The sequence below is a fragment of the Geobacter sp. genome, from assembly GCF_027327745.1.
GTDB lineage: Bacteria > Desulfobacterota > Desulfuromonadia > Geobacterales > Geobacteraceae > Geobacter.
On sequence record NZ_DAHVYG010000023.1, the window covers coordinates 1 to 19,802 of the forward strand.

General features: G+C 60.3%; 19 protein-coding genes. All 19 read right to left on the bottom strand.

The genetic code is table 11. From position 1 onward, the window contains the following. Nucleotides 1-776, bottom strand: a 776-nt coding sequence (locus M6689_RS04080) for a glycosyltransferase family 2 protein (RefSeq protein WP_298268156.1), incomplete at its 3' end; no start/stop codon positions are given. Further along, the gene (locus M6689_RS04085; RefSeq protein WP_298268158.1) at nucleotides 776-1,849 is read right to left on the bottom strand and encodes a glycosyltransferase family 4 protein; all 1,074 of its coding nucleotides are present in this window, start codon (nucleotides 1,847-1,849) and stop codon (nucleotides 776-778) included. The genes M6689_RS04085 and M6689_RS04080, both read right to left, overlap by 1 nt. Continuing rightward, nucleotides 1,846-2,955 (bottom strand): glycosyltransferase family 4 protein, encoded by a 1,110-nt coding sequence (locus M6689_RS04090; protein ID WP_298268160.1) that lies wholly within the window; start codon nucleotides 2,953-2,955, stop codon nucleotides 1,846-1,848. Before M6689_RS04090 ends, M6689_RS04085 begins: the two co-directional genes overlap by 4 nt. Before the next feature lie 38 nt (nucleotides 2,956-2,993). After that, on the bottom strand, nucleotides 2,994-3,743 hold the full coding sequence (locus M6689_RS04095) for a methyltransferase domain-containing protein (protein WP_298268162.1): 750 nt from the start codon (nucleotides 3,741-3,743) through the stop codon (nucleotides 2,994-2,996). Continuing rightward, nucleotides 3,743-4,858: a lipopolysaccharide heptosyltransferase II gene (gene waaF / locus M6689_RS04100; protein WP_298268164.1), complete on the bottom strand. Its 1,116-nt coding sequence runs from the start codon at nucleotides 4,856-4,858 to the stop codon at nucleotides 3,743-3,745. Before waaF ends, M6689_RS04095 begins: the two co-directional genes overlap by 1 nt. After that, nucleotides 4,855-5,031, bottom strand: coding sequence for a Trm112 family protein (locus tag M6689_RS04105; RefSeq protein WP_298268166.1), 177 nt, complete (start codon nucleotides 5,029-5,031; stop codon nucleotides 4,855-4,857). Before M6689_RS04105 ends, waaF begins: the two co-directional genes overlap by 4 nt. A 64-nt stretch (nucleotides 5,032-5,095) precedes the next feature. Further along, complete coding sequence (gene lpxK / locus M6689_RS04110; RefSeq protein WP_298268311.1) at nucleotides 5,096-6,160, bottom strand: tetraacyldisaccharide 4'-kinase; 1,065 nt, start codon at nucleotides 6,158-6,160, stop codon at nucleotides 5,096-5,098. A gap of 33 nt (nucleotides 6,161-6,193) precedes the next feature. Continuing rightward, nucleotides 6,194-7,507, bottom strand: coding sequence for a 3-deoxy-D-manno-octulosonic acid transferase (locus M6689_RS04115; RefSeq protein WP_298268167.1), 1,314 nt, complete (start codon nucleotides 7,505-7,507; stop codon nucleotides 6,194-6,196). 11 nt (nucleotides 7,508-7,518) lie between these two features. Next, nucleotides 7,519-9,237: a lipid A export permease/ATP-binding protein MsbA gene (gene msbA, locus M6689_RS04120; RefSeq protein WP_298268169.1), complete on the bottom strand. Its 1,719-nt coding sequence runs from the start codon at nucleotides 9,235-9,237 to the stop codon at nucleotides 7,519-7,521. Continuing rightward, nucleotides 9,234-10,370: a lipid-A-disaccharide synthase gene (lpxB, locus tag M6689_RS04125; RefSeq protein ID WP_298268313.1), complete on the bottom strand. Its 1,137-nt coding sequence runs from the start codon at nucleotides 10,368-10,370 to the stop codon at nucleotides 9,234-9,236. The genes msbA and lpxB overlap by 4 nt, the downstream gene beginning before the upstream one ends. Before the next feature lie 92 nt (nucleotides 10,371-10,462). Continuing rightward, nucleotides 10,463-11,560 (bottom strand): DegT/DnrJ/EryC1/StrS aminotransferase family protein, encoded by a 1,098-nt coding sequence (locus M6689_RS04130; RefSeq protein ID WP_298268171.1) that lies wholly within the window; start codon nucleotides 11,558-11,560, stop codon nucleotides 10,463-10,465. Nucleotides 11,561-11,587: 27 nt separating this feature from the next. Beyond that, on the bottom strand, nucleotides 11,588-12,520 hold the full coding sequence (locus M6689_RS04135; protein WP_298268174.1) for a Gfo/Idh/MocA family oxidoreductase: 933 nt from the start codon (nucleotides 12,518-12,520) through the stop codon (nucleotides 11,588-11,590). Further along, entirely contained in the window at nucleotides 12,517-13,287 is a 771-nt protein-coding gene (lpxA, locus tag M6689_RS04140) for an acyl-ACP--UDP-N-acetylglucosamine O-acyltransferase (RefSeq protein WP_298268177.1), read from the bottom strand. The genes M6689_RS04135 and lpxA overlap by 4 nt, the downstream gene beginning before the upstream one ends. A 19-nt stretch (nucleotides 13,288-13,306) precedes the next feature. Beyond that, nucleotides 13,307-13,747 carry a 3-hydroxyacyl-ACP dehydratase FabZ gene (gene fabZ / locus M6689_RS04145; RefSeq protein ID WP_298268179.1) on the bottom strand — a complete coding sequence of 147 codons (441 nt, stop codon included), beginning with the start codon at nucleotides 13,745-13,747 and terminating at the stop codon, nucleotides 13,307-13,309. A 69-nt stretch (nucleotides 13,748-13,816) separates the two neighbouring features. Beyond that, nucleotides 13,817-14,857, bottom strand: coding sequence for a UDP-3-O-(3-hydroxymyristoyl)glucosamine N-acyltransferase (gene lpxD / locus M6689_RS04150; RefSeq protein WP_298268182.1), 1,041 nt, complete (start codon nucleotides 14,855-14,857; stop codon nucleotides 13,817-13,819). Between the two features lie 3 nt (nucleotides 14,858-14,860). Next, on the bottom strand, nucleotides 14,861-15,382 hold the full coding sequence (locus M6689_RS04155) for an OmpH family outer membrane protein (protein WP_298268184.1): 522 nt from the start codon (nucleotides 15,380-15,382) through the stop codon (nucleotides 14,861-14,863). Nucleotides 15,383-15,442: 60 nt separating this feature from the next. Beyond that, nucleotides 15,443-17,731, bottom strand: coding sequence for an outer membrane protein assembly factor BamA (bamA, locus tag M6689_RS04160; RefSeq protein ID WP_298268188.1), 2,289 nt, complete (start codon nucleotides 17,729-17,731; stop codon nucleotides 15,443-15,445). After that, nucleotides 17,728-18,459, bottom strand: coding sequence for an ABC transporter ATP-binding protein (locus tag M6689_RS04165; protein WP_298268191.1), 732 nt, complete (start codon nucleotides 18,457-18,459; stop codon nucleotides 17,728-17,730). The genes bamA and M6689_RS04165 overlap by 4 nt, the downstream gene beginning before the upstream one ends. Next, the gene (locus tag M6689_RS04170; protein WP_298268194.1) at nucleotides 18,452-19,723 is read right to left on the bottom strand and encodes a lipoprotein-releasing ABC transporter permease subunit; all 1,272 of its coding nucleotides are present in this window, start codon (nucleotides 19,721-19,723) and stop codon (nucleotides 18,452-18,454) included. The genes M6689_RS04165 and M6689_RS04170 overlap by 8 nt, the downstream gene beginning before the upstream one ends. Between the last annotated feature and the right edge of the window lie 79 nt (nucleotides 19,724-19,802).

Below are 19,802 nucleotides of genomic sequence, written 5' to 3' on the forward strand. Positions count from 1 at the left end.
GACGGCAACAGGAAGAGGAAGTACCTGCAGATCAAGACCGGATCCGAAATATTCAGCCACAGAAAGATATGTTTGTTCCGAGCAATCAGAAACTTGATCTTGCGTTGCCGATGGTACTTGCGGATGGTCGAATTTACCGGATGCCAAACCGTTGCCGCCGGTTCCATGACGCACTTCCATCCCCGTTTCCAGGCGTAATAGGACAAATCCAGGTCTTCAACATAAAACGGCGCATACAGTGTCGAGAACCCGCCGAGTTCCCACAGCTTTTTCCGGTCATAACAGCTTGACCCGCCGGATGCAAAAAAAAGCGGAATTTCATCGCTGGCCGGCGGCGCAGGCAGGCAGGTATCCCGAAACCAGCAGAAGCCAGGCCGTAGTTTATAAATCGCCTGCTGGCGCCTGGTTGTCGGATCGAGTACGTTTGGGGTTACGGCAAAAATCGAATTATCCTTGAATCGGGGGAGGATTTTCTCCAGTACGTCCGGCTCAACCATCACGTCATTGTTAAGCGCAAAAACGATGTCATACTTTGCCGCAAAGATGCCGCGATTGATCGTCTCGGCAAACCCCAGATTGCGGTGGTTGCGCATGACAACAACCGTTGGGAAGAGATCCCGCAGAATCTGCATCGAGTCATCACTGCTGGCGTCATCCACCACAATGATTTCCCAGGCAGCGTCAATGCGCTTGAGAGCCTCGAACAACGGCGGCAAGTTTTTCAGCAGAAGATCCCGCCCGTTGAAGGTGGGGATGACGACTGAGACCGAGAACACTACGCCCTTCCCCCCATTGCACGGTAAGTGACTTCATAAGTGTCAACCATGCGCTCCAGCGTAAATCTGGCTGCAATTGACTGGCAGATTTCCTTGCGTTTATCGTCGGAAATGGAGTGATTGCTTAGCATCTTGAGGATCCCCTCCTCCAAATGGGTCCCCCCACCCACAAGGCAGCCTGCTCGTTCATCGACGACAACCTCCGGATAGCCTCCGGCACGATAGCCGACAAAAGGCGTTCCTACCGCCAGTCCCTCGACTACGCTGAGTCCGAATCCTTCATTACGGAACGCACTGACATTGAGGTCGAGGCTGGCCAGCGCGTCCTTCATCTGCTCCCGGGGGATACGCCCAGCAAAAACCACCGCCTCGGCCACTCCCAGTCTCGTGGCAAGCTCCACCAGCGGTACTTTTCTGTCATTGTCCTCGCCGATGAGGATAAGGACCAGCTGAGGGAAAACGTCCCGCAAGCGGGGGAGCATAGCGATCAGTTCCTCCTGCCCCTTGTAGAACGCTCCCACCACCCCCAGCAGGGGGCCGCGCTGCCCCACCAGCGGGTGCCGCTGCCAGAACTGGCGATCGGGATCGCTAAACATTACAGGATCAATGCCGTTGACAATGACACTGACCCGGTTGCTGATGGCAGGGAGTTTTGCGCGGATACCGTTGGCGATATATTCGGAAACGGCAACAACCCGGTCCGCCAAACCATAGGTTAAGGCACTGGGCCGGTTGGGCAGACAGTGCTGGGTCAGCAGCAACGGCGCCCGGGCAGCAATGGCCAGCAACTTGCCCAGCGGCAGGTCGTGGTCCCTGTGACAGTGGATAACGTCGAAGCGCTCGCTTCTCGCCCGGGTTGCAGCCCGGAATGGAGCAGCCAGTGCCGCCATTCCCATGCGGGCAACGGGAAGCACCCGATGGTTATCGCGAGCGAATCGCTCGTGCGCCGGCCCTCCGCGACGGGCGACGGTAATTACCGCGTGCCCGCGTCGCTCCAACTCGCGGGTCATGGCCAGCATCTGTTCTTCGGCACCGCCCCAACCGCGGCTGGTATTGACGAAAGCTATCCTCATGCAGGCTGAATGCCCAGCAGTTGCCGATAGAACTGCAGATAGGTCCGCCCCATGGCCTGGACGGAATAGCGCCGTTCCACCAGTTCATAGCCAGCGCGCCCCATGGCGAAGCGACGCGCATCGTCCTTGAGGAGATCGATCGTAGCTGTCGCGAAATCAGCCGTTCCGCCGTCGACGAGCACACCTACCTCCTCCCCCTTGAAGATGTCAACGAAGCCTCCCTCGTTGTAAGCGACCACCGGCGTACCGACAGCCAGACTCTCCAGATGGACGATGCCAAACCCTTCGTTGCGGTGCGTGGTCACCGAGAGGTCCATATCGTAGAAGACGTCGCCGATCCGCTCCCGCGGAACCAGCCCGGTAAAAACCATATGCCGCTCGACACCGAGCTCTCTGGCCCTTGCTTCAAGCGGCTCCACCAGGGCGCGGTCCTTGTTGTTGCCGACGAAGGCGACCGTGATGTCCGGAAACTCCTGCCTCAACTGAGGGAGCATTTCCACCAGCTCGATCTGGTTCTTCCAGAACTCCCCCACCATTCCGATGACAGGAAAGGGTCGCCCCTGCAAGTACCGGCGAGGCCGGTTGGCGGCGAACTTCGCGCCATCGGGTGGCGGCGGCACTACAATCCCATAGTAGAGGACCGTCGTCTTGGCAGCCGCAGCCGGCATGCCTTGCAGCAACTTCGCCTTGACATGCTCCGAGATGCAGACAACGGCGTCGACGGCACCAAGTAACGGCTGCTGACGCTCCGTCGGCAGATGGTAGCTCATCATCAGCCGGCCATGCCGGCCGAACGGAAAGGCCAGCCTGTAGGCCGCAATGGTGAGCGGCAGGTCGTGCTCGCGGTTGATGGAGACGATGTCGAACCGCTCCCGCCGCATGACCGAGACGAGATTGCGGACCGCCCCGACGGTGCTCCAGCCGTGCTTGTAGGGCATGAGATGCACCGTGAAGCCCAGTTCGGTGAACCTGGTTTCATTGACCGTGTCCTGGCGGACCAGGAAGTGAACCTCTACCCCGTTATTGCGCAGCTCTATGGCAAGATCCTTGAGGTGCTCCTGGCCGCCGCTCCACCCCTTGCCGTTGTTGATAAGAAGTATTTTCATCTGCTGTCTCAAGGCCCAATATGTCCGGAAATTCCTCGTTATTGTTTTTGCGCGACGATTATCAGCGTTTCTCCGTAATAGATTTCGTCCGACAGTATCAGCTTGTAAAGTTCAGCGTATTCTCCCCGGCCACGCCGTTTATCCCGCGAATCCTTATACGAGTAAATAAGTTTGTACAACGGTCTGAGTAACATTGAGATGATATTGCGGGAGCTATATTTGTTTGTGTGCAGTTCCTTAATGGCAAATCCGGAGCTTTCGAGGATAAACTGCAACTCAAAATAAGAGACAGGGGCTATGTGGTAGGTGTCAAGATCATGAGCCGGTGATTTGCCCTTTACAAGGGGGCGTTTAAAAAACTCGTACCTTCCTTCAAGAAAAAATCTGACTCTCGAACGGAAGTTCAGGATATTTGGCGTTGTCAAAATGAGAAAACCACCCGGTTTCAAAAGCCTGAACAGATTGCGGGCCAGGATCCATTGGTTCTCGAGATGCTCAACACCCTCCACACAAATGGCGATGTCGTAATCGTTTGATCCGATCTGGAGGTTCGGATCGGTCAGATCGAGCCTCAACAGGGTCAGGCGTTCCCTGTCAGGATCCAGCTTGAACTTGTCGGTGTCGATATCGCCGGCCGTGACCTTTTTGCCCAAGGCGAGCATTCTCTCCGCCAATGCGCCAAAACCGGTTGGAGCATCAAAAATGTTCTCTCCCGGCAACCGCTGGACGATGGAAAACACCTTCTCATGAACCCCTGCAGACGCAAGCTCTTCTATGAATTGATCCATCAAGGAGACTCCCCGGCTTGACTGACTAATGCACTCTTGTAGCTAAAGGCCGCTAAAGGCATTAAAGTTTGAATGCTTTCAAGCACCTTCTGAACGGTAATTGCCTCGATGCATTCCGGCTTCCCGCGGGGCGACGGTGTGCACTCCTGAAAGAATCTCTGTTTGCAGGGACTGCAGGGAAATCCTTCATACATTACAATGCACTTTCCCCCCCACGGCCCGAATTTTACCGGCGATTGAGGGCCAAAAACAGCCACAAGCGGCACGCTAAGAGACGCTGCCAGGTGCATGATGCCGCTGTCATTGCAGACAAGAAGCTTACATCGGTAAAGAAGCGCCATGGACTGCCGCAGCGAAGTCACTCCTACCGCCATAACCGGCGCGGGAGTTATCCGTTTTCGCAGATATTCGGCTTGCTCCCTGTCCCGAGCGCCGCCGAACAAGATGATTCTCGCCTTGTAGCGCTCATGGAGTGCATTGGCAACATCGACGAAGTTATCCAAATGCCAGGCCCGCGGCGGATTGGCTGTAAACGGATGAAAACCAATCACCAGCTCATTCGGAGCTACCCCGGCCGCCTGAAAGAATCCGTCGGCAAACTGCTGTTCCTCCGGCGTTAGCCACGCTTCCAGATAATCGTCAGTCACCGGCACGCCGTCTGCGCGAAGGACTTCCAGAAAATTCTGCACCTCGTGCCGGTCATGCTGATAGGGAACCCCCCTGGTCAGCAGAAATCCCCGCCCCTCGGTAGCGAACCCCACCCGCTGCCGTGCGCCGGTCAGCCACGCCATGATGCCGCTGGAAAAGGACCTTTTGAGGACGTAGACCTTGTCGAACCGCTTTCCCCGAAGGCGCCGGATGAAGGCGATCTTGGACGAAAGGGTCGCGTGGGTCCCGGTGCTGTCGGCATGGATGGTGACCGGGTCCCAGTAGATGAGCTCATCCACATAGGGGACCCCTTTGATTGCCTCCGACGATCCCGGGGCCACCACCCACGCAATGTGGGCGTCGGGCTCGGCCCGGCGCAGGTTCCTGAGAAAAGGGATCGTCAGGATGGTATCGCCGATGAAGCGATAGCGAAGGACCAGGATTCTCTTCTGTGTTTTTCCGGTCACAAACCCTCGATTTTTTCCGCCTCATCGACCAGCATGACGGGAATTCCCTCCCATACGGGATAGAGCAGCATGCAGGCCGGGCAAACCAGACCGTCGCGGCTCTCGTGGAGCCGAACCTCCCCCTTGCACACGGGGCAGGCCAGAATATCGAGGAGTTCCTTTGTGATGGCCACGCTCTGTTCTCCCGAAGTTGCGAAGCATGAAATTCTGCTATTGTGCCACAATTGGCCGCTAAAGTTACATTAATTTTTCCAGCGCCTTCTCCAGTGCCCTGGAATCGAAAAACTCCATCTCCAGCCGGGCGGCGTAGCACGGCCCGAGCAGATCGGCATAAGCCCCGAGCTTCACGGCGTCCTTTTCGGTAGTGACGAGAAAGGCGGCGCCGGAATCATTCCTGCGCCGGCAGATGGTGTCGATCTCGCGCTTCCCGTAGCGCGCATGGTCGGGAAAGGCAAGCGTAGCCGCAAGCTCCACCCCCTCCCTTTCCAGCGCCGAGAAAAAGGAGATCGGGTCCGCGATCCCCGAGAATGCCAGCACCCGCACCCCCTTGAGGCTTGGGAACGGGAGGGGAGTGCCCCCCGCAAGCGGGACTAGGGCTGTAAGCCGGTGCGAGGCCCGGGAGCATGGTAACCCGGCAACGGGACTCCCCTCCCCCGGCACGCCGCCGCAGCGGGTCAATACGGCAACATCGGCCCGTGATGCCGCCGAAGTCGGCTCGCGGAGCAGTCCGGCCGGAAGGGTACGGCCGTTCCCGAAGGGGGAGCGGCAGTCGAGCAGGAGAATATTGAGATCCCGCCGCAGGCGAAGGTGCTGGAATCCATCGTCCAGAATGAACAGGTCCGGCGAAAGTCTCTCGATGGCCAGGAGCCCGGCGGCATGACGGTCCGCACCGATAACGACCATCAGTCCCGGCACGCTACGGGCGAGGAGACAGGGCTCATCGCCGGCCTCCTCCGGAGTGAGGAAAAGCGTTTCACCATCGGAGACGATCCGGGTCTTCCCCTCGGCAGTACCGCCATAGCCGCGGGAAATGACAGCAACCCTCTTCCCCCGGGCGAGAAAATACCGCGCAATCCAGGCAACCATCGGGGTTTTTCCCGTACCGCCGACGGTAAGGTTGCCGACGGAAACCACCTTCCGGGGCAGGCAACGGGACGGCAGGATCCCGGCGGCGTACAGGGCGACACGCACCTTGACGACCAGGGTGTAGGGGATAGAAAAAACCGTAAGCAACAGAAGGAGAAGCCTGTCGCACGCGCGGCGACGCCTCCCCTCCACAAGCTCCCGGAAATACCGCTCCATTCCGGCCATTCGCACTCCACGCCCCGGCATCCGTTATTCTTCGTCCTGCGACCTGGCTCTTTGAAGATCGGAGATAACCCCGATATGGCGAGCCGTCGCGCCGCTGTTCTCCTCCAGGATGCTCGCTCCCCGTCTTCCAATTTCGCCTCTTTTCTCAGCGTCTTCCAGGAGCGCTCGCAAGGCGGCCGCCAGTTCTCCCTTTTCCGAGATCTGGAGAGCGCCTCCCCTCTCCAGGATGAGGGCGGCGCTTTCGCGGAAATTGTGCATGTGCGGCCCGAACACCATGGCCAGACCTAGCGAAGCGGGCTCCAGGATGTTGTGTCCCCCCACCGGGACAAGGCTGCCGCCGACGAAGGCAAGGTCTGCCGCACCGTACAACGCCATCAGCTCGCCGATCGTGTCCACTATGAGCACCTCGCCGGGCCCGAACGTGGCCGAACGGTCGGAGAGCCGCGAGCGGAGCCCGTGGGGGAATCCGGCCCTTGAAAGGAGCTCCGACACGGCCCCCGCCCGCTCAGGATGGCGTGGAACGAGAATGAGAAAAAGGCTGCGTCCCTCGGCGAGAAGGGTCCGGTAGGCGGCAATCACCGCCTCCTCCTCCCCCGGATGGGTGCTGGCGGCAACGACGACCGGCATCCCGGGAGGGATCAGATACCGGTTCCGCGCCGCATTCCGCTCCTGAACGGAAAGAATCCGCGCGGCAATGTCGTACTTGAGGTTTCCGGCCGCGAAGACCCGCTCCTGCGGGGCACCTATGGCCGAGATGCGCCGTGCATCCTCCGCGCTCTGCATGCAGAACGCATCGACACCGGCAAGGACCGGGCCGAAGAGCCCCTTGAGTTTGAGGTAGCGGGGGAAGGAACGGTCGGAAATGCGACCGTTGGCAAGAACCACCGGCGCCCCGCCCTTTCGGGCATACCGGATGAAATTGGGCCAGATCTCCGTTTCGACGATGACCACCAGGGAGGGTTTGATCCTGCGGAGCGCCCCCCTTACGGCAAAGCCGTGGTCGAAGGGGAAATAGATGCAGAGGTCCACCTCCGCGATCTTCTCGGCCACTTCGCGGCCGGTCTCGGTAACGGTGGACAATACGAGTCTCATCCCGGGGAAACGATCCTTCAGGGCCTTCAGCAGGGGTTTCGCGGCCTGGGTTTCCCCCACGGAAACCGCATGTATCCAGATAACTTCCCTGCCGCCCAGGGGGGCGAGCCGTTCCGCATCGATGAGGCCGAACCGCTCGGCAAATCCCGAAACTCCACGACCGCGCTTCAGGGAGCGATAGAACTGGTACAAGAAGATGAACGGCGCGAGGAGTGCGAGGAGTATGTCGTAGACAAGGTAGAACAACGCCTGTTCCGTCAACCGCTGAACTGCATTTCGTAGAGTTTCTTGTAGAGTCCGCCGCGGGCGAGGAGTTCCTGGTGCCTCCCCGTCTCCACCACCTTCCCCTTTTCGATCACCACGATCTTATCGGCATGAAGGATGGTGGAGAGGCGGTGGGCGATGACGAAGGTGGTCCTGTTGGCCATCAGGTTCGTAAGGGCTTTCTGGACCATCTGTTCGCTTTCCGTGTCAAGGGCGCTGGTTGCCTCATCCAGGATGAGTATCGGCGCATTCTTCAGGATCGCCCGGGCGATGCAGATCCGCTGCCGTTGTCCGCCCGAGAGCCTGACTCCCCGGTCGCCGATGTTGGTATCGTATCCCTCGGGAAGCTTCATGATGAATTCGTGGGCAAAGGCGGCACGGGCCGCCGCTTCCACTTCCTCCATCCCCGCATTCTGCTTCCCGTAGCGGATATTGTTGGCGATGGTGTCGTTGAAGAGGATCGTCTCCTGGTCCACAAGCGCTATCTGTCGGATGAGGCTCTGCTGACCGATCATCCTGATGTCGATGCCGTCGATCAGGATCTCCCCGTCGGTTACGTCGTAAAACCGGCTGATAAGAGAGACAAGGGTCGTCTTGCCGCCGCCGGAAGGTCCCACGAGGGCGACGACCTCGCCTTTTCCGGCCGAAAGGTTTATCCCCCCGAGAACCGGCTCGTCATCATATGCAAACGTGACGTTGCGGAGCTCTACCTCGCCCCGGGAACGCTCCATGTCGACGGCAGCGGGGTGATCGAAGATCTCGGGTCTCTTGTCTATGACCTCGAAGACCCTGACAGCGGCTCCCAGGGAATACTGGACGGAATTGTAGTTGTTGTTGAGGCTTCTGATAGGCTTGTACACCAGGGCCATGGCGGTGAGAAAGGAGAAAAACTCGGCGGCCGTCATGCTTCCGCGGATGACCATGCTTCCGCCCACCCAGATGACGACGGCGATCCCGATCGATGTTATGAGTTCGGTGATCGGCGACGACAGGCTCGTGTACTTCACCCCTTTCCGGATGGCCTGATAATAGTCTGCGTTAACCCTGCGAAACCTCTCGATTTCCCACCGGGCGAGATTAAAGGCCTTCACGACCTTTATCCCGGAAAACGTCTCCTGGAGTATGGATGAAATGTCCCCCATCCTGGACTGGCTCTGGGTGGAAAACCTCTTGATCTTTTTCCCTATGAGCTGGGCCACATAGACCGTAAGGGGGATGATCACGAGGGTTACGAGCGCCAGGCGCCAGTTGCGGTAAAAGATGACCGCCAACAGCGAAATCGCAGAAAAACCGTCGCGACAGAGACTTGTGACGATGTTGGCGATGCCGTTCTGCATTACCGTCACGTCATTGATGATCCGCGACATGAGCTCGCCGGTCGGCTGGGCATGAAAAAACTTGATGTCCATCGCCATGGCATTCTCGTAGACATCCTGCCGTATCTGCCTGATGGCAAGCTCTCCGGCGGTACGGATGAAATAGTCGTTGACGAAGCGGCATACCGCTCGGAATATGAACAAGGCCACCACGCCGAAGGGAAGCATGGCGAGAATCGTCAAATCCTTGCTGGCAAAGATTTTTCTGAGCAGCGGTTCCACATAGAACGCAAAGGCGCCGTCCATGCTCCCGACCGCAACGGAAGCCAGCGTCGATGCCAGGATGCGCCCCCAGTAGCGTTTGCTGTATTGTACGATTCGCCTGAAACCTGTCATGATTCCTTCCCGACTGCCCCAATCATTTCACACACCAAGGCAGCCACGCGCGCCGAACAACCGCCGGCCCCAAGCTTCTCCTTCACCAGCGAGAGCCTCCCGCGCACCGCCGCTGCGTACTCGCCGTCGTCCAGGTAGCGTCCGATCTCTGCCGCGATCCGCTCCGCCGACGCCTCGTGCTGGATCAGTTCCGGCACCACCCGCTCTCCCGCCACGATGTTGCAGATACCGATATGGTCGACCCGGATCAGCCGCTTCCCCACGTGATAGGTCAGCGGCGACACCTTGTAGATGATCGTCATCGGCACCCCCATGAGGGCGATCTCCAGCGTCACTGTGCCGGAAACCGTGACGATGGCATCGCAGACCTGCATCACGTCGTAGACCGTCTCCCGGATCACGGTCACATCCAGCCCCGTTGCCGTGAGTTGGGGCGCGATATCTGCCATGGTGAGGCTGGGTGCCAGGGGAAGGATGAACTGAAGGTCCGGATAGCGCTCTTTGAGCAGTGCCGCGCTTTCGAGGATGACCGGAAAGAGCCGGGCAATCTCTCCCCGGCGGCTCCCCGGGAAGAGCCCGACGGTGCGCCGGCCGGGGTCGAGCCCGAAGGTGGCGACGGCCTCCCCGCGGGTCATGGTCGGCCGGACGATGTCGGCGAGGGGATGCCCCACGAAGGTGACGGGAACCTCTTCCTTCTCGTAGAACGGCACCTCGAACGGAAACACCACCGCCATCCGGTCGACGAGGCGGGCGATCTTCCTGACTCGCCCCACCCGCCAGGCCCAGACCTGCGGGCTTATGTAGTAAAGTACCTTCACCCCCGCCCGGCGGGCGACCTTGGCCAGCATCAGGTTGAAATCGGGATAATCGATGAGGATCAGCAGGTCCGGGGGTGCGCTCCTGATGATTCTCCGCATTGTTGTGAAGGCGCGGGCGATGACATCGAAATGGGCAAGGACCTCCACGAGGCCCACCACCGCCATCTCGGACGCATCGACGAGGGTCTCCACCCCCGCCTCCCGCATCCGGGAGCCGCCGATGCCAAAGAAGGTGAGCGACGGGTCGAGGCGCAGGGCCTCCTTCACCAGGTTGGAGCCGTGGAGATCGCCGGACGCCTCGCCGGCCACAATCATGACGCGCTTGCTCAAAAAATCATCCTTTTAAACTCAGAGAGACGCCCACGGGGGGCGTCTCCATCAGAACATCCTGGAATCAGCGCTCTTTATCAGCCTTTGAGAACCGACGACACAACGGCGGCCACTTCCCGCACCTGCGCCTCCGTCATCTCGGGGAAGATCGGCAGCGACATGCAGCGGGACGCCACCTCCTCGGCGACCGGCAGCGACACTCCCGCACAGTCGGCGGCAAAGACCTCCTGCTTGTGGAGGGGAATCGGATAGTAGACCGCCGAGGCGATGCCGGCCTCGGACAGGGCCTTCATGACCGCGTCGCGGCGTTCGGTGAGGATCGTGTACTGGTGGTATACGTGGGTCCCCTTGCCATCTTCGAAGGGGGTCACGGCGCCGGTGCCGGCCAGCAGCTCGCTGTAGAGGTGGGCGACGCGCCGGCGCCCCTCGTTGTACTCCCTGATATGCTTGAGCTTCACCCGCAGGATGGCCGCCTGGATCTCGTCGAGACGGCTGTTGTAGCCGATCACCGAGTGATGGTAGCGGACCTTGCTGCCGTGGTTGCGAAGCACCTTGACCCGCTCGGCCATCTCGGGGCAGGGGGTGATGACGAGGCCACCATCGCCATAGCAGCCGAGGTTTTTGCTTGGGAAGAAGCTGAATGCCCCGAGCGCCCCGATGGTGCCGGTCATCCTGCCGCCGAAATCGGCGCCGAAGGACTGGGCGCAGTCTTCGATCAGAAGGAGGCCGTGCTTCGTGCAGAGCGCCTCGATGGCGGCCAGGTCGGCCGGCTGGCCGAAGAGGTGGACCGGAAGTACCGCCCGGGTCTTCGGGGTGATGGCGGCCTCGATCCTGGCCGGATCGATGTTGTAGGTCTTGGGGTCGATATCGACGAAGACCGGCGTTGCCCCCACATAACGGATCGCCTCGGCGGTGGCGATGAAGGTGAAGGGAGAGGTGATCACCTCGTCACCCTCCTTCACCCCGGCAGCGGCGAGGGCGAGGTGGAGGGCATCGGTCCCCGATGCGACACCGACGGCATATTTCACACCGAGACAGGCGGCGGCCTCTTCCTCGAAGGCGGTCACGTTGGGCCCCAGGATGAACTGGGTCTTCTCAAGGGCGTCCAGGATACCACGGTCGATCTCCTCTTTTATCTTCAGATACTGGACCTTCAGGTCTACCATCGGAATCATCGTCTCTCCTCCTAACCCCTCACAACTTCACAGTGTATTATTGATCCTGAGCGCCGTCTCCAGCGCCCTTTTGCCGTCGCGCCCCGAAACCACCGGCGCCTTCCCGGTTGAAACGCAGTCAAGGAACGAGGCGATCTCGCTCCTGAGAGCATCCCCCTGCTCGAAACTCTTCTCCTCCATGTTCACGTTGGGGACACCCGGGAACATCTCGCCGCTCCCCTTGCGGAAAACCGCCAGCTTCTTGTTCTGGAAATCGACGGAGATGTAGGAGTCAGGCTGGAAGATCCGCATCTTCCGCTCGCTCTTGAGACTGATCCGGCTGGCGGTCACGTTGGCCACGCAGCCGTTCTCGAACTGGATCCGGGCGTTGGCGATATCCTCTTCGTCGGTGAAGACCGGGGCCCCGATGGAGTTGATCTGGCTCACCGGGGAGCCGACGATGGTCTGGATGATGTCAATGTCGTGGATCATCAGGTCGAGGACGACGTTCACATCGGTGCCGCGCGGCTTGAAGGGGGCAATCCGAATCGACTCCACGAAGCGCGGTTCGGTGAGAAGCCCCTGGAGGCCGATCACCACCGGGTTGAACCGCTCCAGGTGCCCCACCTGAAAGATCGCCTTCTTTTCATCGGCAAGCCGGATCAGCTCGTCAGCCTCTTCGACGGTGGTGGTGATCGGCTTTTCCAGCAGGACATGGACGCCGCGCTCCAGGAATGCCCGGGCCACCTCGAAGTGGTAATGGGTCGGCACGACGATGCTGACCGCGTCGACCTTGTCGAGCAGCTCCCGGTAGTCGGTGTAGCCCACCGTACCGACCTTGGCCGCCACCTCGTCAGCACGGCCACGGTCCGTATCCACCACCCCGACCAGCTCGGATTCCGGCAGCAGGGCATACTTCTCGGCATGGAACTGCCCCAGGTATCCAACACCGATAACCGCGGTTCGAATCTTGTCACTCATCGACAGAGTCCTCTCTCGGATTTCACGGCAAATGCCACAAAATGGGCAATCTCCGGCGAATGGGGAACCTCGGCCCTGATCCGGCGCAAAGCCTCCTCCAGCCGGAGGCCGGAACGAATAATGAGCCGGTACGCCTTCTTGATGGCGGCAATGGTCTCGGCCGAAAACCCGCGGCGCTTGAGCCCCACGGTATTCAAGCCGGAGGAGGTGGCCCTGTTGCCGCTCGCGACGGTATAAGGGAGCACATCCTGCCCGACCATGGCCCCCCCCGAGAGCATGGCGCTCTCACCAATACGGGTAAACTGGTGAACCGCCGACAGACCGCCGAGGATGGCGAAGTCCTCCACCTCCACGTGCCCCGCCAGGGTGGAGCCGTTGGCCATGATGACCCGATTGCCGACGATGCAGTCGTGGGCGACATGGCAGTACGCCATGAACATGTTGCTGTCGCCGATGACCGTCTCGCCGATGCCGGTCACCGTCCCGGGCTGGAGGGTCGTGAACTCGCGGATGATGTTACGGTTGCCGATCCGCAGCCAGGTCTCCTCGCCCCGGTATTTCAGGTCCTGGGGAATCCCACCCACGGAGGCCATGGAGAAGATCTGGTTATCCTCGCCGATCTCGGTCCAGCCATCGATGACCGTGTGGGGACCGACCTTCGTTCCCCTGCCGATCCTTACGTGCTCGCCGATGATGGCGTAGGGCCCGATCTCTACCCCCTCTGCCAGTTCCGCATCAGGGTGGATGATTGCTGTCGGATGAATCATGGTGCCGAGCGCCGGTGCGCTACTTCTCCTTGTCCGCAAAGGTCGCCTTGAGTTCCGCCTCGGTGACGAGCTTGCCATCCACGTACGCCTTGGCGCTCACTCCCCAGATCCCGCGCCGGTTGAGGGTCGTCTCCACCTCGATCCGGAGCTGGTCGCCCGGGAACACGGGGCGGCGGAACTTGGCGCTGTCGATCGCCATGAAGTAGCTCACCTTGCTCCGGGTCTCGTCGTCCGAGGCGAGATAGGCCATGATCCCGGCCACCTGGGCCATCGCTTCGATGATCAGAACCCCCGGCATGACCGGATGGCCGGGGAAGTGCCCCTGGAAGAACGGCTCGTTGATCGTGACGTTCTTGATCCCGACACACCGCTTTCCTTCCTCGATTTCCACGATCCGGTCGACCAGAAGAAACGGATAGCGGTGCGGCAGAATCTTCATGATATCGTTGATGTCAAGCATTTCCCCCTCCTGCGGAGCATATGAAAATAGAAAACGTCGAATTGCACCGGGACAGGCCATAACGGCCATTCAGCCGGCGGCGAGCTTCTCCTCCAGCTCCTTCACCCGCTTTTCCAGGGCGGCGACCGTCTTCTTCATGTCGGGGAGCTTCGGCACCACCGCCATGGAGCGGAGCCACTCCCGGTGGGTGAAGGCCGGGATGCCACTCACGAGGGAACCGGAAGGGATGTTCCCGGGGATGCCGGATTTGGCACCCACCATCACGTTGTCTCCGATGGTGAGATGCCCGGCAACCCCCACCTGCCCGGCGAGTGTGACGCGATTGCCGAGCCTGGTGCTGCCGGAGATGCCAACCTGGGAGACGATGGTGCAGTTCTGGCCGATGACGCAGTTGTGGGCGATCTGGACCAGGTTGTCGATCTTGGTCCCCCTGCCGATGACGGTGGCGGTCAGTGCCGCACGGTCGATGACCGTATTGGCGCCGATCTCCACATCGTCCTCGATCACCACGATCCCCAGCTGGGGGATCTTGTAGTACCCCTCCCCGTCGGGGGCATAGCCGAAGCCGTCGGAACCGATGACCGTACCCCCGTGAATCGTGACCCGGTTGCCGATCCGGCACCCCTGATACACGACGGCGTTGGCATGGATCGTCACGTCGTCGCCGATGGTGACCCCTTCGTACACGACCGCCCCGGGGTAGATGGTCACCCGGTCGCCGAGGGTCACCCCGTCGCCGAGGGTGGCGCCCGGATAGACTGTCACATCCCCTCCGACCTTTACCGCTTGACCGATCCGCGCCCCGTCCATGATGCCTTTCGGCGGGCGGGGAGCGACGTGAAACAGGGTCAGCAGCTTGGCGAAGGCGAGATAGGGGTTTGCCACCACGATTGCATTGCGTCCGTGGCGTTCGGCCCCGGGTGGAAGGACAACGGCCCCGGCCCTTGTCGACGCCACCTTGGAGGCATACCTGGGATTGGCGAGAAACGTAATCTGTTCGCCGCCGGCGTCGTCGAGGCTTGCCACACCGGTGACGGTCTTCCCCTCGTCACCGGCCACGGTACCGCCGAGGTACTCGGCCAGTTCCTTGAGCGTTTTTTCCGTTGCCATCGGTTACTTCTTCCGGGACGCGTTGAAATTCTTGAGGACTTCGTCGGTCACGTCAGCCTTGTCGTCCGCGAAGATCATCCCCTCGTTGCGGACGAAAATGAACGTGTATCCGTTCTTGCGGCCGAAATCCTGAATAACCCGTTCCAGTTCCTCGATGATCTTCTTGGTGAACTCCTCGTCCTTGGCCTGGAGCTCGTCCTGGGCGTCCTTGGTGAAGCGCTGGAACTCCTTGAGCTTCTGCTGGTAATCCTTCTCCTTGGCGCTTCGGGCCGATTCGGAGAGAAGAACGCTCTGCTTCTCGAGATCGTCCTTCAGCTTCTTCAGCTCCTCCTGCCTGGAGTTGATCTCGTCCTGGTACTTCTTGACCTTGGCGGCGAGCTGCTCCTTTGCTTCCTTCCCCGCATCGGAAAGGTTGAGGGCCTTCTGCATGTCGATATAGCCGAGCTTGGCGCCATCGGCTCCGAATGCGGCGGGAGCGGCCATGAGCGATAACGAGACAAGAGCTGCTGCGACGATCCTTTTCATTGTTTCTCCTTTTGGCGCGTTGCATTCCCGTGGCCGGGTGTTCGTGCGTGGTAAATGTGACTAGAAAAAGCTTCCGATGGAAAACTCGAAACGTCCGCTCTTCTTGTCGATCCCGTCCCGCGGATTGAGCGGGATGCCGTATTCGAGCCGCAGCGGACCCAGCGGAGAGGTCCACCGGATCCCCGCTCCGTAGCTCATCCGGAAGCTCGACATCATATCCTGGTTTTCGCCGTAGACGTTACCGGCATCGAAGAAGAGGACCCCCTTGAGTCCCGCCGCCTTGATGAGCGGGAAGGTGTACTCGGCGTTGAAGATCGCTTCCTTGTCGCCGCCGATGAACGCACGCTCGGGGGTGGTGGTCTTCTGTCCGTTTTGGTCGACATTCTCGATGTTGGTGATGATCGACGGGCTGACGCTTCGTCCCTCGTATCCCCGGAGGGTAGAGATGCCGCCGGCAAAGAACTTCTCGTCGATGGGGATGTCCTTGCCGATGCCCTGGATGTAGCCGATGGCACCCCTCAGGCTCAGGACCGTATTCCACTTCATGGGGAAAAAGACCGAGGTGTCGGCAAAATAGCGCGCAAACCGGTTCGTACCTCCAAGCCCGGCTAACTCGACCGAAAGGTTGTTCACCATCCCCGTGGTCGGATCGAGACGGTAATCGGTGGTGTTTCGGGTTATGCTGGCGTAGATGGAGCTCGTGGTCGACGTGGTCTCGGGAACCACGCGAAGCGCCTGGGAAACGTTGAAGATTTTCTTGTCCTCGTACTTGTACATCCAGAGAGTGCTCATGGTATCGCCGAGGGGATGACCCGCCTTGATGTCGCCGCCGGTCGACCGGCGCGTGAAGTCGAGGTAGTCGCGCTCGGTCCGGTAGATGTCGCCGCCGAGCGTCCAACGGGTGTCAAAGAAATAGGGGTCGGTGAGGCCGGCGTTATAGGTGGAAGACTTGCCGCCCAGGGATGCGGCGAGATTTCCCTTGAGCCCCAGCCCGAGGAAGTTCCCCTGGGAGACCGACCCCTGACCGATCAGGCCGTCGAGGGAGCTGTAACCGGCACCGATGCTGAAGGTCCCGGTCGGCTTCTCCTTCACATCGACGTTCACGTCCAGCTTGTTGTCGGCGCTCCCCTTGGTGGTGGAGATGTTCGCCTCCTCGAAGAAGCCGAGGTTCATGAGGTTCTGCTTGCTCTTCTTGAGGCCGGTGCTGCTGTAGGTTTCACCCTCGGCCACCTTCATCTCGCGGCGCAGAACCTTGTCGCGCGTCTTGGCGTTGCCGGAGATGTTGATATGGTCGATGTAGACCTTCTCCCCCTTCTCGAAGTCGAAGGTAATATCGATTGTCTTCTGCTCGGGATTTACCTTGGAGAGAGGATTGACGTTCGTGAAGGCGTACCCTTTGTCGGCATAGAGATCCGTAAGGGTGAGGACGTCGGCGCGCAGGCTTCCCCTGCTGAATATCTCGCCCGATTTCAGCTTGAGGGCAGCGGCGAGGACATCCTCCCTCTCCAGCAGGTCCCCCTTGAACGAGATGGAGCCGGTCCGGAACTGTTCTCCCTCGGTGATCCCGATGGTCACCTCCAGGCCGCTCTTGTCGGGGAGGAGCCTGACCTCCGGCTCGCCCACCTTCACGTTAATGTACCCGTTATTGAAGTAGAGGTCGGCGATCAGCGCCACGTCGTTCTTGAGCACATCGTCCTTGTAGGTCCCGGCACCGGTCAGCCAGGAGAGGAACCACTTCTCCCGGGTCTCCATGACGCCACGCAGCTTGCGGGCTGTGAAGGCCCTGTTCCCCTCGAACCTGATGTTCTTTATGAGGATCTTCTCCCCCTCGGTTATGGAAACCACCACCCGGATGTCATTGCCGCGGGTCTCGCTCCGGGTGTTGACTTCGGCGAGATAGTACCCCTCGTCGTTGTAGAGTTTTTTGACCTTCTTCGCCGCCAGGGATAGTTCCTTCTGGGAAAAGATGGTGTTGGCCTTGAGCCCGAAGGCGTCACGGACCTTCTCGGTGGAGAGCTCCTTGTTCCCCTCGATCTTTATCTCGCGGATGATCGGCTTCTCCACCACCGCATAGACGAGCACCACACCGCCGTCAGCCTTCTCGGTCTCGGCCTTGACATCCTGGAACTGCCCGAGCTTGTAAATGGAGCGCAGGTCGGCATCGACCTTCTCGCCGTAGAGGATGTCCCCCGCCTTGAGCTTGATCGCGTTCAGGATGGCGGCGGATTCGACCCGCCGGTTCCCCCTGACCTTGATGTCGACGATCTTCTCTCCCTCCGCATGGGCACTCGGTGCGCTGATAACGCAGGCCGTCACGATTCCAAATGTTGTCGCGTATAACCGTCTCACTTCTCCCCCGGGAGAACGTTGGATTTGGGATGCGTCGGAGACATCCGCGGCTCATCGGCCTCGATCCGGCCGTCTACGAGGCGGACCGTCCTCCCCATGCGGGAGGCCAGAATCTCGTTGTGGGTGACGATGACCAGGGTAATTCCCCGCCTGCGGTGAATCCCCGCCAGGGTCTCGTGGACTTCGTCACTCGTCTTCATGTCAAGGTTGCCGGTCGGCTCATCGGCAAGGAGCAGACGCGGCGAAAGGACGAGGGCACGGGCAATGGCCACCCGCTGCTGCTCCCCTCCCGAAAGCTCTCCCGGCTTGTGGGTCAGCCGATGGGCGAGCCCCACTTCTGCCAGGAGCTCCTTCGCCGGGCCGACCGCTTCGCTGTGACGGGCACCTCCGATCAGGGCGGGCATCATCACGTTCTCCAGGGCGGTGAACTCGGGAAGAAGGTGGTGAAACTGAAACACGAAGCCGATGGAGCGGTTGCGAAACGTCGCCAAGGGGACGTCGCCCTTGCGGAATATCTCCTCACCCCCGAACAGGACTGTCCCCGAGGTGGGACGATCGAGGGTCCCCATGATGTGCAGGAGGGTACTCTTCCCGGCGCCCGAAGCACCGACCAGGGCGATGGTTTCCCCCTCCCCGACCGAGAGGTTCACCCCCTTGAGCACCTCGACGCGGGCGTCGCCGGTGCCGTAACTCTTGTGGAGATCGATCACCTCCAGCAGCTTACTCATACCGGAGCGCCTCCGCCGGCGGAAGCCGCGACGCCTGCCACGACGGATAGAGGGTCGCCACAAGGGAAATGAGGATCGCCGTCACGGAGATGAGCAGCACATCCGAAGGGACCACCTTGGAGGGGAAATGGTCGAGGTAGTAGACGTCCTTGCTGAAGAGTTCGAATCCGGTCATCCGCTGGATGAAACCGACAATCGGCTCCAGGTTCAACGCCACCGCAAGCCCTCCGGCCACGCCGATCGCCGTACCGGCGATGCCGATGATGAGCCCTTCGAGGACAAAAATCTTCATGATGCTGCGTCCCGTTGCCCCCATGGACTTGAGGATGGCAATATCCTTGGTCTTCTCAAGGACCACCATGAAAAGCGTCGAGGCGATGCCGAAGGCCGCCACCAGTACGATGAGGGTCAGAATGATGAACATTACCATCTTTTCGGTCTTCAACGCAAAAAGAATGTTCTTGTTCATCTGCATCCAGTCGCGGGCATAGTAGGGAAAGCCGAGCTCCCGGTTGATCTCGCGGACCAGGGTGCCTGTGTGATAGACATCGGAGACCTTCAGCTGAATGCCGGTCACCGTGTTTCCCATGGAGAGAAAATCCTGGGCCTCGCCCAGACTTACGTACGCAAGGGTCGAGTCGTACTCGAACATGCCGGTATTGAAGATGCCGACCACCTTGAACTGCCGCATCTTCGGCACCATCCCCAGGGGGGTGATGTTTCCCATGGGGGAGATGACATTGATGGTGTCGCCGGTGAAGAGATTGAGGTTGCGGGCGAGTTCCTTGCCGATGATGATGCCGGGCTTCGCCGGGGCCTGGGCGGCCAGCGGCGGTGGAGCAACATCCAGATCGGAGAGCTTTCCTTCGACGAGGGAACGGCTGAGATTGGTGACGAGGGGATCGGTCCTGGTGTCGATGCCGCGGAGGACAACGCCGGAAACGTTGTTCCCCGACGAGAGCATCACCTGGCTATAGATGAACGGCGTCTCGGCTACAACACCCTGCACCCTGCCGAGCTGCGCCAGAAGCCGGTCGTACCGTTCGATCACGCCACCGCTCTTCAGGACGACGATGTGGGCGTTGGTCCCGAGGATCTTGTCCTTGAGATCCTCCTCGAAGCCGGTCATGACCGCTAGGACGATGATGAGAGCCATCACGCCGAGGGTCACCCCGGCGGTGGAGATGAAGGTGATGATGGAGATGAAGGTCGACTTCCGTTTCGCCTTGAGGTAGCGGAGGCCGATGAACAGTTCGTAGGGCATGGGTGAGCCTAGGGACTGGGGGGCTGGGGGCTGGGGACTGGCAAACTGAATCAGAGGTTTTGCCAGTCCCGAGTCCCCA

What these genes read in the sequence shown, in the direction of transcription:
- M6689_RS04155 (WP_298268184.1), bottom strand. Translation starts at nt 15,382, where the DNA reads ATGAAAAGGATCGTCGCAGCAGCTCTTGTCTCGTTATCGCTCATGGCC.
- fabZ (WP_298268179.1), bottom strand. Translation starts at nt 13,747, where the DNA reads ATGCTTGACATCAACGATATCATGAAGATTCTGCCGCACCGCTATCCG.
- M6689_RS04170 (WP_298268194.1), bottom strand. Translation starts at nt 19,723, where the DNA reads ATGCCCTACGAACTGTTCATCGGCCTCCGCTACCTCAAGGCGAAACGG.
- lpxD (WP_298268182.1), bottom strand. Translation starts at nt 14,857, where the DNA reads ATGGCAACGGAAAAAACGCTCAAGGAACTGGCCGAGTACCTCGGCGGT.
- msbA (WP_298268169.1), bottom strand. Translation starts at nt 9,237, where the DNA reads ATGACAGGTTTCAGGCGAATCGTACAATACAGCAAACGCTACTGGGGG.
- lpxK (WP_298268311.1), bottom strand. Translation starts at nt 6,160, where the DNA reads ATGGAGCGGTATTTCCGGGAGCTTGTGGAGGGGAGGCGTCGCCGCGCG.
- M6689_RS04165 (WP_298268191.1), bottom strand. Translation starts at nt 18,459, where the DNA reads ATGAGTAAGCTGCTGGAGGTGATCGATCTCCACAAGAGTTACGGCACC.
- M6689_RS04135 (WP_298268174.1), bottom strand. Translation starts at nt 12,520, where the DNA reads ATGAGTGACAAGATTCGAACCGCGGTTATCGGTGTTGGATACCTGGGG.
- M6689_RS04090 (WP_298268160.1), bottom strand. Translation starts at nt 2,955, where the DNA reads ATGAAAATACTTCTTATCAACAACGGCAAGGGGTGGAGCGGCGGCCAG.
- M6689_RS04085 (WP_298268158.1), bottom strand. Translation starts at nt 1,849, where the DNA reads ATGAGGATAGCTTTCGTCAATACCAGCCGCGGTTGGGGCGGTGCCGAA.
- M6689_RS04130 (WP_298268171.1), bottom strand. Translation starts at nt 11,560, where the DNA reads ATGATTCCGATGGTAGACCTGAAGGTCCAGTATCTGAAGATAAAAGAG.
- lpxA (WP_298268177.1), bottom strand. Translation starts at nt 13,287, where the DNA reads ATGATTCATCCGACAGCAATCATCCACCCTGATGCGGAACTGGCAGAG.
- lpxB (WP_298268313.1), bottom strand. Translation starts at nt 10,370, where the DNA reads ATGATTGTGGCCGGCGAGGCGTCCGGCGATCTCCACGGCTCCAACCTG.
- M6689_RS04095 (WP_298268162.1), bottom strand. Translation starts at nt 3,743, where the DNA reads ATGGATCAATTCATAGAAGAGCTTGCGTCTGCAGGGGTTCATGAGAAG.